The following is a 12,440-nucleotide window of genomic DNA, read 5'->3' on the forward strand; positions in this document are numbered from 1 at the left end:
ACCGATGAGCAGCTACACCGCCCCGCTTTCCGACCTTCGTTTCGGCCTGCACGATGTGCTGAAGGTCGAGCCGCTGTTCGCCCGTCTTGGCTTCACCGACGCCACCGCCGATGTAGTCGATGCCGTGCTGGAAGAAGCCGGCCGCTTCAGCGCCAGCGTACTGGCCCCGCTCAACAGCGTGGGTGACGAGATCGGCTGCGTGCTCGACCAGGCCAGCGGCGAAGTAACCACCCCACCCGGCTTCAAGCAGGCCTACGATCAGTTCGTCGACGGCGGCTGGACCGGCCTGACCGCGTCGCCGGAACTGGGCGGCCAGGGCCTGCCGCACACGCTGGGCGTGCCGCTCAATGAAATGATCAACGCTGCCAACCTCGCCTGGGGCAATTTCCCGCTGCTGTCGCACGGCGCCATCGAAGCGCTGAAGCAGCACGGCGAAGCCTGGCAGCACGAGGCATTCCTGAAGCCGCTGATCGAAGGCCGCTGGACCGGCACCATGTGCCTGACCGAGCCGCATTGTGGCACCGACCTGGGCCTGCTCAAGACCAAGGCCGAGCCGAACGCCGATGGCAGCTATTCGATCACCGGCACCAAGATCTTCATCACCGCCGGCGAGCACGACCTGACCGGCAACATCGTGCACCTGGTGCTGGCCAAGCTGCCCGACGCTCCGCCGGGCGCCAAGGGCATCTCGCTGTTCGTCACCCCGAAGTTCAAGGTCGATCGCGACGGCAACGTCGGTGAGCGCAACGCGCTGCGCTGCGGCTCCATCGAGCACAAGATGGGCATCAAGGGCTCGGTCACCTGCGTGATGAATTTCGATGGCGCCCAGGGCTACCTGGTCGGCCAGCCGCACAAGGGCCTGCAGGCGATGTTCACCATGATGAACACTGCACGGTTGGGTGTCGGCCTGCAGGGCATCGGCCTGTCCGAGCGCGCCTACCAGAACGCGCTGAAGTACAGCCGTGAGCGCCTGCAGTCGCGTTCGCTCAGCGGTGCGAAGTTCCCGGAAAAGCCGGCCGACCCGATCCTGGTGCATCCGGACGTGCGCCGCATGCTGCTGACCATCAAGTCGCTGGTTGAAGGCAGCCGCCTGCTGGCCCTGCATGCCGCCACCCTGATCGACGTCGCCCACCATGCGGAAGATGCCGGTGAGCGCGAGCGCGCTGACACCCTGGTGAGCTTCCTGACCCCGATCTCGAAGGCCTGCCAGACCGAATGGGGCATCGAGAACACCTACAACGCCCTGCAGTGTTTCGGTGGCCACGGCTACATCCGCGAACACGGCATGGAACAGCTGGCCCGCGATGCCCGCATCACCACGCTGTATGAAGGCACCACCGGCATCCAGGCGCTGGACCTGATCGGCCGCAAGACCGCGTCCAGCCAGGGCGCTGGCCTGAAGCTGATGCTGGCCGAGATCGAAGCGTTCGCCAAGGCGAACGAGGGTAACGAAAGCCTGGCCGAGTTCATCGGCCCACTGCGCGCCAAGGCCGCCGAATGGGGCAAGCTGACGATGGACGTGCTGCAGCGTTCGGCCGCCAACCCGGACGAACTGGGCGCTGCCAGCTACGACTACCTGTTCTATTCGGGGTATGTGGTGCTGGCCTACTGGTGGGCCCGCAGCGTTGCCGCCGCCGATGCCAGCGCACACGGCGCAGCATTCGCCCAGGGCAAGCGCGAGACCGCGCGTTTCTACTTCGCCCGCGTGCTGCCGCGCACCCTCAGCCACGCCGCCGCCATCCAGGCGGGTGCCGCACCGCTGATGGCAATGGACGACGAACGCTTCGGCGCCTGAGCCGGGCCGCAGCCGGCACCTGCGGTAGTACCGGCCGCTGGCCGGCAACTGCAGCAGCTGGAGCAACAGCAACAGCTGGTTTCCTGCGGAATGGCGGGGTGGGTCCAATTGCGGGGGGCGGCGCAAGTACGTCCCTGTAGCCTCGGTCGCGCCATCCATGGCGCTCACGCCCCCGCAACCGGACCCACCCCGCCTTCGACAATTCCCCGCGGCTGTTGGTAGGTGTCGACCTTGGTCGACACGTAGATCCACGCCACGCGTGGATGGAAACCACCGAAATCCATCTGGAGAAAAGCCCCCTTTTGTTAAAGGGGGCGCGCCGGCAGGCGCGGGGAATAGGAGGAATGCGTGGGCATCCCAACCCGCCATCGGCGGGCTGGGATGCGGAATGCGCGGACCTGAATCTTGCGATTTGGGTTTCGCCCTCCGTGCGATACCCAAATCGCAATGATTCAGGTATAAGCTGTTTTCCCGATGGAGACAGACACTACACGCTTGGGTCTGATCGAAGCCGGAGCTCCGTTTTCTGCTCCGGGCGCCGAAGCATCGCCCAACGCCACGACGCTGCATCGCCCCGGCACGGTCCGGTTGCTCTCACTTGATGGCCACGGGCGGGTCCTGGACTGGATCACCTGGCAGGACGCCGCCTGCCTCTACGCCCGCGACGCCGTCGCCTGGACCCTCGGCGACCCCTGCCTGCACATCCACGGTGGGACCAATCGTCGCAGTGGCATGCAGAGCGGGATGGACCTGCACCCGATCATCGCCGCGCGCGGCCATGCCCGCTCACGTGCGCTGGACCCGACGCCGAACCTGACCAACCCGGCCCTGTTCGCCCGCGATGCCCATCTCTGCCTCTACTGTGGCCAGCAATTCGGCCGCCCGACCCTCACCCGCGACCACGTCATGCCCTTGTCCAAAGGCGGCCTGGATACCTGGGAAAACGTAGTCACTGCCTGCTTCCACTGCAATTCGCGCAAGAGCGACCGCACCCCGCAGCAGGCCGGCATGCCGCTGCTGGCGGTGCCCTATCGGCCGAGCTGGATCGAGCACCTGATCCTGTCCAACCGCAACATCCTGGCCGACCAGATGGCATTCCTGAGGGCCCAGCTGCCCAAGCGTTCCAAGCTCTGCACCTGAACACCTGAAATTGCAACCCTCACCGTCCTGTCACGGACGGCGGCGTTTGCTTGCCCCACCCCCGTTTGAGGGCGAAAATGGGCGTTCAGAACAAGTGCGAACATGATGATCGACTCTGCCCGCTATCCCCGCCTCGCGCGCATCCAGACACCGGATGACCTGCGCACGTTCGACGAATCCGAACTGACGGCGGTTGCCGATGAACTGCGTGCCTACCTGATCGAATCGGTAGGCAAAAGCGGCGGCCATTTCGCCGCCGGCCTGGGCGTGATCGAGCTCACCGTGGCCCTGCACTACCTGTACCAGACCCCGGTGGACCAACTGGTTTGGGACGTCGGCCACCAGACGTACCCGCACAAGATCCTGACCGGTCGCCGCGACGAGATCCACACCGTCAAGCAGAAGGATGGCGTCGCGCCGTTCCCCAAGCGCGAAGAAAGCGAATACGACACCTTCGGTGTCGGCCACTCCTCGACCTCGATTTCGGCAGCACTGGGCATGGCCATCGCGCGCCAGACCGAAGGTGACGACCGCAAGGTCGTGGCCGTGATCGGCGACGGCGCGATGACCGCCGGCATGGCGTTCGAAGCGCTGATGCACGCCGGCGGCATGGAACCGGAACCAAACCTGCTGGTGATCCTCAACGACAACAACATGTCGATCTCCGAGGCAGTGGGCGGGCTGACCAAGATGCTCGGCCGCGCCACCGGCAGCCGCACGCTCAATGCGCTGCGCGAAGGCGGCAAGAAGATCCTCGGCGACAAGAAGAACAACCCCGCCCGTTTCGTGAAGCGCTGGGAAGAACACTGGAAGGGGATGTTCGTGCCGTCCACGATGTTCGAGGAGATGGGCTTCCATTACACCGGCCCGATCGACGGCCATGACCTGCCGGCGCTGCTGTCCGCGCTGAAGACGCTGCGTGCCTCCAAGGGCCCGAAGCTGCTGCATGTCATGACCACCAAGGGCAAGGGTTACGAGCCGGCCGAAGGCGACCAGATCGGCTACCACGCGGTGGGCCCGTTCGATCCGGACAAGGGCCTGGTGGCCAAGACCGGCGCGAAGAAGCCCACCTATACCGATGTGTTTGGCGACTGGCTGTGTGACGCCGCCGCGGCCGAGCCCCGCCTGTATGGCATCACCCCGGCGATGCGCGAAGGCTCCGGCCTGGTGCGCTTCAGCAAGGAGTACCCGCAGCGCTACTTCGATGTGGCCATCGCAGAGCAGCACGCGGTGACCCTGGCTGCAGGCATGGCCACCCAGGGTGGCAAGCCGGTGGTGGCGATCTATTCCACCTTCCTGCAGCGCGCGTACGACCAGCTGGTGCATGACGTGGCCATCCAGGATCTGGATGTGCTGTTTGCAATCGACCGCGCCGGCGTCGTCGGCCCGGATGGTGCAACCCACGCCGGCAACCTCGACCTCAGCTTCCTGCGCTGCGTGCCGAACATGGTGGTGATGGCCCCGTCCAACGAGGCCGAGTGCCGGCAGATGCTCAGCACCGGCCTGCAGCACCCCGGCCCGGCTGCGGTGCGCTACCCGCGCGGCAGCGGTACCGGCGTGGATGCCGGCAGCGATCTGTCGACCCTGCCGATCGGCAAGGGCGAGCTGCGCCTGCAGGGCAACCGTGTCGCCCTGCTCGCCTTCGGCAGCACCGTCGCCGCCGCCGAACAGGTGGGTCGCGAACTGGGTTTGAGCGTGGTCAACATGCGTTTCATCAAGCCACTGGATCGCGAACTGATACTGGCGATGGCCAACCAGCACGAGGCGCTGGTGACGATCGAGGACAACGTGGTGGCGGGCGGCGCCGGTTCGGCCGTGGCCGAACTGCTCAATGCCGAGGACGTGCTGCGCCCAGTCCTGCACCTGGGCCTGCCCGATGCCTTCCAGCATCACGCCAGCCGCGAGGACCTGCTGGCCGAGGCCGGCATCGATGCGGCTGGCATCCGCGCGGCCCTGCTCAAGCGCTGGCCGCAACTGGCTGCCGGCAACCCGCCACTGAGCGCGGCGGGCTGAGCACCGCCGGGGTTATGGGGCCACGTCACGCGTGGCTCCCCACGCCCCTCATCCACGCATGGCGTGGATCTACCAAGGCACTGGTGACGCAGAAATACATCCACGCATGGCGTGGATCCATCAGGGCACTGGTAGCGCAGAAATACATCCACGCATGACGTGGATCCACCAGGGCGCTGGTGACGCAGAAATACATCCACGCATGGCGTGGATCTACCAGGGCACTGGTAGCGCAGAAATACATCCACTGGTGGCGCAAAAGCAAAAGTAGATCCACGCCATGCGTGGATGCCGCAAACCCTGCCGGCGGAGGGCGTGCTCAGCCGTAGCTGATCGCCTCGACAAAAGCACCGCTGGACTCCACCCGCACCGAGGCGCGCTGGCCGGTGTCGGTGAAATGCAGGCGGGCCAGGGTTTCGGCGAAGTCAAAGGCACGGACGCCATCGCGGAACTCGATCGGTTCCGGCTTGTCCGGGTGCAGCACGCGCCATTGGCGCTGCTCACATTGCAGTCGGATCAACATGCGTTGCTCACTCCTTGAACAGCGTATCGACGACGAGAGAATGACCGCACCAGGCACGACAGGGATGGCCAGTGCGAACCGGGACGCGCGAGGCGTCCCGGGAGTCGACAATACGAGGAAAGAAGTGTGATCGCTATCAGATTTCTCTGATCTTGAGCCGATTGCGTCGCCCGCTCAGTTCACCTGGAACTGGGCCCTGCAGCCGTTGCTGACCCAGATACCACGGCGGTCCCAGCCCCAGCTCTGGCCTTCGATGCAGGCACTGCGCGATTCCTGCCGTACCAGACGCACGCCGCGACGAACCTGTGCATCACAGTACTGCTGGCGCCGGTCATTGGAGTGGCAGGCAATCACCTGGCCGCCACCACCCCACTGGTTTCCGCCCCAGCCGTTGCCGCCGCCACCGCCCCAACCACCGCCCGGCCGCCGGTATTCACCGACGAATTCGGCGCGGCAGCCCTGGGTAACCCAGACACCGTAACGGGACTGGCCCCAGGTCTCACCTTCCACACAGGGGGAGCCGGACAACTGGCGGATCATGCGCGCGCGCCCTTCCAGCCGGCACTCGTTGCTGCGGTTCTTGATCGATTCACAGCGCACGATGCCATTGCCGCCACGATCATCGTAGCGATCGTCGTAGCCATAGTTCTGCGCCTGCGCGCCGCCAGCGGCAGCCATCATCGGCAACAGGGTGCACGCCACGGTGCGCCAAGTAAGTCCCTTGCCCATCCCTCGTCTCCAGGTGAATACGGTGGAGGCAAGCATCGGGGATTCTCGGCGTGGCGCACAGAGGGAGCTGCGACGGCGGTTTTTCCCCCATTCAACCAACCCAACCGCAACTGACTGCGGCTGTGCCGGTTCAGCGGCCGAAGTGCAGCGCGTCGACTGCGGTGCCCAGTGCTTCCACGCGCACCGTGCTGTGCTGGCCGGTACGGCGGTGATGTTCGCTGGCACGCGAGGCAGCGGCGTCGAAGGCGGCCGCGCCGGTGCTGAACACTTCGCTCGCGCGCGTCTGCGGATCCAGCACGGACCAGCGCTGGGCATTGCATTGGACAGTGATGACCATCGTAGGCTCCTGCGTTTCTGGGAAATCCGGGACCGGCACAAAGCCGATCTCCGATGCCCGACCAGCCTAGCCAGCGCCTCGGGGAAGACCTATCGGATTTATCCGAAAACTCCCTACCGGCACCTCAGAAAGCGCCGCCCATCACATCCCTGAGGCCATTTAGGAAATCCATTCCGTGACCCTTGTCACGAAGTCAGCCGCGCTTCACACTACCGTCATCAACAGGGGCCCCTTCCACATGCGCACCTCGCTTCCACTACAGCGTTCGACGCTGCTGAAATTCTATTTCGCCGCCAGCTACGTGATATTGATCGAGGAACTGGTCCGCGCATCGCTGAGTTGAGGCTTGGCCAGCGAGGCTTGCCGCCGCTGTGGGGACCGCACAGACTGTCGGTTTACGGCACGGAGCCGCACCCATGAAAGTCCTGTTCCTGATCCCGCTGCTGGCCCTGGCCGCGTGCGCCAGCCCGGAAAAACCGGTCACCCGTGACGCCGCCACACCCGTGGTCGGTGGCGACCGCGATGCGCACGGATGCATCGGTTCGGCCGGCTATCAGTGGTGCGAGCACAGCCAGCGCTGCGAGCGGCCGTGGGAACTGGCGCAAGCACAGGGCCTGGCCAACACCGCCGACGCCATCGATGCCTACTGCGCCACCCCGGCAACGCCGGCGCGCAGGTAACGGATGCCGCCAATGACCGATCTGTCCCCGCTGCCCACGCTGACGCCTGGCCGCTACCGCCACTTCAAAGGTGGCGAGTACGAGGTGATCGACATCGTCCGCAGCAGTGAAACGCTGCAGCCGATGGTGCTCTATCGCGCCCTGTATGGCGAAGGCGGACTGTGGGTGCGTCCCTATCCGATGTTCATTGAACAGGTGCCCGGCGAGCACGGCCCGCAGGCACGCTTCACCCGCATCAGCGACTGAACGGCGCGGCTCACGCCGCGCATGCTGAAGCATCCCTGCGAGACGGAGCCGCATGCGCCACACCCTGTTGTTCGTCCTGTCACTGGCCAGCACCCCGGTGCTGGCCGCAGAACCGCCCAGCTTCGACCGTCCCGGCATCGGCTTCGGCACCGACACGGTACCGCGTGGCGGCCTTGCCGTCGAAGTGGGCCTGCCCAGCTATCAACGTGATCGTGATCGCGACGGCCTGCTTACGACATCGCTGTCCAGCGACCTGCTGTTGCGCACGGGCCTCGCGCCCGGCTGGGAACTGCAGTTGGCGTCCACACCGTGGCAGCGCCAGCGCGAACGTGGCCCTGACATGCCACGCACGCAGCAGCGTGGCGCCGGCGACAGCACTGTGGGAGTGAAATGGGCCGGTCCCGGCAGTACCGAGCGCACGGCCTGGGCGCTGCTGGCCAGCGGTGTGATCGCGCGTGGCGATGCCGCCTTCAGCGACGGCCGCCAGTACGCGCTGGCCGCCAGCGTCGAGCACACCTTCAACGAGCGCTGGAGCGGTGCGCTGTATGGCAGTCATCAGCGCGGCGCGGGCCAGCGCAGCACGACCTGGTCGCCAAGCCTCGCGTTGAGCGTGACCGATCGGCTTGGTACCTATCTCGAAGCGGGCTTCACCCACGCCAAGCAGCAACCCGACCAGGCCGTCGCCGGCGCAGGCCTGACCTGGATGCTGCGGCCGAACGTGCAGCTGGACGCCTCTTTCGATCTCGGCCTCAATCGCAACAGCCCCGACCTGCAGCTTGGCACCGGCATCGCGTTCTATCTGCGGTGACCTGCTGAACTGATCGTGCGCGTCGGGTGCATCGCCCCCGCGCTACAATCATACCGTCCAGTCGGTTTCGTTCCCCATGCCAGAATCCCCTCCCCGCTCCCGCCGCAAGGCGCCCGACAGCGTGCGCCAGGCGCTGCTGCACGCGACCGCCCATACCATCGGCCAGAATGGGCTGGCGGCCCTCACCGTGCAGGACGTGGCCGACGCGGCCGGTGTCAGCAAGGGCGCGCTGTTCCATCATTTCAGCAGCAAGCAGGACCTGGTCGAGGCAACGCTGACCTCGCTCATCGCCGACTTCGAGGACAGAGTGCGCGAGGTGCTGCGGCAGTCCCCGCCCCGCCATGGCGGCTTCAGCCGTGCCTATGTGCAGGTGAATTTCGAACATCTGCTGCAGCAGCAGCAGATCAACGACATCGGGCTCACCATGGGCAGCATGCTGGAACCGGCGCTGCTGGCGTATTGGCGCACGTGGCTGCGCGGCATGCTGGCCGAGTTTCCGGATGAGGCCTGCGATCCGCGCCTGTACGCCGCGCGTTGCGTCGCCGATGGGTACTGGGCCACCGCCTATGGGCGGCCCTTGGACGAAAACGAACGCCAGAACGCCCAGGCCATGGCCCTGGAGGCACTGAAGCTGTGCGAACCAGCATGAGCGGGAGACTGCGATGAACCCCTATTTCTACCTGGCCGGCGCGATCGTGCTGGAAGTGATCGCCACCTCCCTGCTCAAGGCATCCGAAGGCATGACCCGCCTCGGTCCGACGCTGGGCGCGCTCGCCGGTTACGGTGTGTGCTTCTACCTGCTGTCGCTGACGATGAAGTCGATCCCCACCGGCATTGCCTATGCCATCTGGTCCGGCGTCGGCATCGTGCTGATCTCGCTGATCGGCCTGCTGGTGTTCAAGCAGCGCCTGGATGCGCCGGCACTGATCGGCATCGGCCTGATCTGTGCCGGCGTACTGGTCATCAACCTGTTCTCGCATAGCAGCGCGCATTGAGCGCGCCACTGCACGAACTGCCGGGCTAGGCGACCTTCTTCGCGACGGTCATGCCGAGCACGAAAAGTACGACAGCGATGATGATGCCGGCCCAGAACAGGAACTTGGCAATGCCCACCGCAGCGCCGGCAATACCGCCGAAACCCAATGCACCGGCGATCAGGCCGATGATGGCGAAAATGATGGCCCACTTGATCATGTCGATCCTCTCCCTGGCGGGAATACTGAAGGTGCGATCAGGTTAGGCAGGCCGCGATGCCACACGCGTGAACAGGTCGCAGGCGCGGCGTGAAACGATCCGGCTCAGCGCGGCCGGAAGCGCAGCAGCGCCACTGCGAAGGCGAGAAACACGCTGCCGACCAGGCGTTCGAACCAGCGTTGCGCAAAGGGCTTTGCCAGCCAACGGCGCAGCCCATGTCCGCCCGCCGCGTACATCACGTACCAGAACAGTTCGCAGGTAGCGAAGGTGGCCACCAGCACCGTGTACTGCACGGCCTGGCCACGCGCCGGGTCGACGAACTGCGGCAGGAACGCCGCGGCGAACAGCAGCAGCTTCGGATTGCTCAGCCCCACCAGCAGACCACCACGGAACACCGCCCAGGCACCGTGCACCGGCGCCAGCGCTGCATCGACGTCTGTCGCCACCGGCGCCTGCCGGTAGCTGTCCCGCCAGGCCTTGATGCCCAGCCAGGCCAGGTAGGCCACACCCAGATAGCGCAGCACATCGAACAGCATCGGCGACGAGCGCAGCACCGCGCTCAGGCCGGCTGCAGACGCCGCAAGCACCAGCAGCATCGCCAGCAGGCAACCGGCCATGGCGGGCACGCTGCGACGGAAACCCAGGCCGACACTGCGCCCCAGGATGTGCAGCATGTTCGGACCCGGCGTGCCGCACAGCACGAACACTGTCGCCAGAAACCACCACCAGGTATGCAGGGCCATCACTTCGTCCACCGGAATAATCCCTGCAAGGATAGTGCGCAGCGGCGGTCACCACCATGCACAGTCCCGGGTCGAATCGACGGTTACAGCTGCTGCGGCTCAGCCGCTGGCAACGCGTGACGCACGCAGCTCGGCCATCGCGATGCGCAGCACCCGCAGCGCCGAGCGCAGGAACACGACCAGCAGTGCGACGGCGACCAGCAGGTCCGGCCAACCGGCACCGAACAGCGCCACCAGACCCGCCGCCAGCACCACTGAAATGCCCTCGAAGATATCGTTGCGTGCGCATTCCCAGGCCGATGCCAGGTTCACGTCATCCTTGCGATAGGGCGTCAGCAGCCACAGGCAGAAGCCATTCGCGGCAAGATTCAGCAGCGCGGCCAGGCCCATGCTTTCGAACAGGGGAACCTGCGGATGCGCCAGCCGCCATCCGATCTGTACCGCCACTGCCACCGCCGCCGCCAGGATCAGCGCCCCCTTGAACAACGCAACCCGCGCCTTGGCCGCCACGCCGGCACCCACCACCAGCAGGCTCAGCAGGTAGGTAGCGGCGTCACCCAGGTTGTCCAGCGCACCGGAGAGCAGCGCGGACGAGTGGCTGTACCACGACGCGGCGACCATCATCAGGAACGTCGCCAGGTTGATCAGCAGCACGATCCACAGCACCCGCCGGTGGCGCGCCTGCATGGCTGCCACATCCAGCGTCTTGCCGCAGCCACAGCATTCGCCCATCGCCCCGCCCTCTGCCTGTCGTACCCCATTATCACGCCGATCAGGCGTGCCGACAGCGGCATCGACGGGCCCATCTGCGATTGCGCGCCCCGGCCACGCCGGCACGCGGCGTCCCGGCCTGCGATGTGCTGCAATGGCACTCCCCGGCACGGAGAGACGCATGAAGACGCTTGGCCTGATCGGTGGCATGAGCTGGGAAAGTTCGGCGCAGTACTACCGCCTCATCAACGAAGAAGTACGCGCGCGGCGGGGTGGCGCGCACTCGGCGCAGTTGCTGATGTGGTCGCTGGATTTCGCCCGCATCAAACAGCTTCAGCACGACGGCGACTGGGACGCGCTGGGCAACGAGATGGTCGATGCCGCACAGCGGCTGCAGGCCGGTGGCGCCGAACTGCTGCTGATCTGCACCAACACCATGCACAAGCTCGTTGCTGAGATCGAGGCGGCCTGCCCGCTGCCGCTGCTGCATATCGCCGACCCGACCGCCACGGCGATCGTACAGGCCGGTCTGCAGCGTGTCGGCCTGCTCGGCACGGCCTTCACCATGGAGGAGGACTTCTACCGCGGGCGGCTGAGCGAGCGCTTCGGCCTGGATGTACTGGTTCCGGAGGCCCACGACCGCCGCGATGTACACGCGATCATCTACCAGGAGTTGATCGCCGGCGTGGTCAGCGAGCGATCACGGCAGGTGTACGTCGAGGTGATCGAACGCCTGGTTGCCCGCGGTGCCGAAGCGATCATCCTGGGCTGTACTGAGATCATGCTGCTGGTGCGTGCCGAAGACAGCCCGGTGCCGCTGTTCGACACCACGACCCTGCATGCGCGCGCGGCGGTGGACGCGGCGTTGGCATGACGCAGGAGGGGTCCGCTCGGTCATACCGATGATTCCGGCTGTACCGCCAACGAAGTGACCAGCCATTCCACCACCGGTGGCGAATCACACAGGAAGAACACGGCGTCGCCGCTGCGGGCTTCGGTCAGCATCCGGTAGACGCTGATCGCCACGCCCGATTGGCTGGCGATGAAAATCTCACTGCTGCGCGGCCCGTCGGTCTGGCGGGAAACCAGCCGCAAGGCACGCCGGGCCTCTACCGTATCTTCCGGCTCGGCTTCGCGGGTCAATTCCAGGCCACGCAGGCCCCAGGCAACAAAAACACGCTTGCCCTTGAACGTCGTGTCCAGGACCTGCACTTCGACCGCGCCCGTGCCGGCCGACCGATGAATGACGATACTGCTGATCAACGCAACCCCCTGTGGTCGTCGTGGTCCGCACATCCTTGTCCGCACCCGCGCCAGCAGCCACAGGCGATGCCCGAAGACCGCGTCCGAAAGCGCTGGAACGTGTAAAAAACTGTAAACCGATGCAATCGGATGTGCCGGGGATGATACGGGATGTAACGCCCTGCATGCGCAGCCGGACACTTGTAAATCCGTCCTGAGCCAGCGCAGGCCCCGGTCGTCGCAGAGCGCCCCACGTGCGCCATTCTTGCGTCCCATTCC

General features: G+C 65.8%; 17 protein-coding genes. 10 read left to right on the plus strand and 7 right to left on the minus strand.

The genetic code is table 11. The annotated features are described in order from the left end of the window. The first annotated feature begins 4 nt into the window (after positions 1-4). From WKB25_RS18395 to dxs, 3 genes are all read left to right on the plus strand, one after another. Positions 5-1,795 (plus strand): acyl-CoA dehydrogenase C-terminal domain-containing protein, encoded by a 1,791-nt coding sequence (locus WKB25_RS18395; protein ID WP_165377693.1) that lies wholly within the window; start codon positions 5-7, stop codon positions 1,793-1,795. 474 nt (positions 1,796-2,269) lie between these two features. After that, entirely contained in the window at positions 2,270-2,935 is a 666-nt protein-coding gene (locus WKB25_RS18400) for an HNH endonuclease (protein WP_025876340.1), read from the plus strand. 105 nt (positions 2,936-3,040) lie between these two features. Further along, positions 3,041-4,948 (plus strand): 1-deoxy-D-xylulose-5-phosphate synthase, encoded by a 1,908-nt coding sequence (dxs, locus tag WKB25_RS18405; RefSeq protein WP_340572213.1) that lies wholly within the window; start codon positions 3,041-3,043, stop codon positions 4,946-4,948. A gap of 319 nt (positions 4,949-5,267) precedes the next feature. On the opposite strand, the gene WKB25_RS18410 is transcribed toward dxs, so the two are convergent. The 3 genes from WKB25_RS18410 to WKB25_RS18420 all read right to left on the minus strand — a co-directional run bounded on the left by WKB25_RS18410 (position 5,268) and on the right by WKB25_RS18420 (position 6,537). Continuing rightward, on the minus strand, positions 5,268-5,471 hold the full coding sequence (locus WKB25_RS18410) for a hypothetical protein (RefSeq protein WP_032978640.1): 204 nt from the start codon (positions 5,469-5,471) through the stop codon (positions 5,268-5,270). 174 nt (positions 5,472-5,645) lie between these two features. Beyond that, on the minus strand, positions 5,646-6,200 hold the full coding sequence (locus WKB25_RS18415) for a DUF3011 domain-containing protein (protein WP_340572216.1): 555 nt from the start codon (positions 6,198-6,200) through the stop codon (positions 5,646-5,648). Positions 6,201-6,330: 130 nt separating this feature from the next. Further along, positions 6,331-6,537 carry a hypothetical protein gene (locus WKB25_RS18420; RefSeq protein WP_340572217.1) on the minus strand — a complete coding sequence of 69 codons (207 nt, stop codon included), beginning with the start codon at positions 6,535-6,537 and terminating at the stop codon, positions 6,331-6,333. A gap of 175 nt (positions 6,538-6,712) precedes the next feature. On the opposite strand from WKB25_RS18420, the gene WKB25_RS18425 reads away from it, so the two are divergent. The 6 genes from WKB25_RS18425 (at position 6,713) to WKB25_RS18450 (ending at position 9,266) form a co-directional block, all read left to right on the plus strand. Then, entirely contained in the window at positions 6,713-6,880 is a 168-nt protein-coding gene (locus tag WKB25_RS18425) for a transcriptional regulator (protein WP_340572218.1), read from the plus strand. A 73-nt stretch (positions 6,881-6,953) separates the two neighbouring features. Then, complete coding sequence (locus tag WKB25_RS18430; RefSeq protein ID WP_340572219.1) at positions 6,954-7,217, plus strand: hypothetical protein; 264 nt, start codon at positions 6,954-6,956, stop codon at positions 7,215-7,217. 12 nt (positions 7,218-7,229) lie between these two features. Then, a complete protein-coding gene (locus WKB25_RS18435; protein ID WP_340572221.1) occupies positions 7,230-7,463 on the plus strand; it encodes a DUF1653 domain-containing protein in 234 nt (77 codons plus the stop codon). Positions 7,464-7,515: 52 nt separating this feature from the next. Further along, a complete protein-coding gene (locus tag WKB25_RS18440; protein WP_340572222.1) occupies positions 7,516-8,271 on the plus strand; it encodes a transporter in 756 nt (251 codons plus the stop codon). Positions 8,272-8,347: 76 nt separating this feature from the next. Further along, positions 8,348-8,920, plus strand: a complete 573-nt coding sequence (locus WKB25_RS18445) for a TetR/AcrR family transcriptional regulator (protein ID WP_340572224.1) — start codon at positions 8,348-8,350, stop codon at positions 8,918-8,920. Positions 8,921-8,933: 13 nt separating this feature from the next. After that, positions 8,934-9,266, plus strand: coding sequence for an SMR family transporter (locus tag WKB25_RS18450; RefSeq protein WP_089236273.1), 333 nt, complete (start codon positions 8,934-8,936; stop codon positions 9,264-9,266). A gap of 25 nt (positions 9,267-9,291) precedes the next feature. Here WKB25_RS18450 and WKB25_RS18455 read toward each other — a convergent pair whose 3' ends face one another. The 3 genes from WKB25_RS18455 to WKB25_RS18465 form a co-directional block, all read right to left on the minus strand. Then, entirely contained in the window at positions 9,292-9,465 is a 174-nt protein-coding gene (locus WKB25_RS18455; protein ID WP_025876319.1) for a DUF1328 domain-containing protein, read from the minus strand. A gap of 104 nt (positions 9,466-9,569) precedes the next feature. Further along, a complete protein-coding gene (locus WKB25_RS18460; RefSeq protein ID WP_205404746.1) occupies positions 9,570-10,208 on the minus strand; it encodes a LysE family translocator in 639 nt (212 codons plus the stop codon). A 99-nt stretch (positions 10,209-10,307) separates the two neighbouring features. Further along, on the minus strand, positions 10,308-10,940 hold the full coding sequence (locus tag WKB25_RS18465) for a cation transporter (RefSeq protein ID WP_340572229.1): 633 nt from the start codon (positions 10,938-10,940) through the stop codon (positions 10,308-10,310). 160 nt (positions 10,941-11,100) lie between these two features. On the opposite strand from WKB25_RS18465, the gene WKB25_RS18470 reads away from it, so the two are divergent. Further along, positions 11,101-11,793, plus strand: a complete 693-nt coding sequence (locus tag WKB25_RS18470) for an aspartate/glutamate racemase family protein (protein WP_340572230.1) — start codon at positions 11,101-11,103, stop codon at positions 11,791-11,793. Between the two features lie 20 nt (positions 11,794-11,813). On the opposite strand, the gene WKB25_RS18475 is transcribed toward WKB25_RS18470, so the two are convergent. Then, complete coding sequence (locus tag WKB25_RS18475) at positions 11,814-12,437, minus strand: hypothetical protein (protein WP_340572232.1); 624 nt, start codon at positions 12,435-12,437, stop codon at positions 11,814-11,816. Positions 12,438-12,440 lie beyond the last annotated feature (3 nt).

This window comes from Stenotrophomonas sp. G106K1, from assembly GCF_037969685.1.
Classification (GTDB): Bacteria; Pseudomonadota; Gammaproteobacteria; order Xanthomonadales; family Xanthomonadaceae; genus Stenotrophomonas; species Stenotrophomonas lactitubi.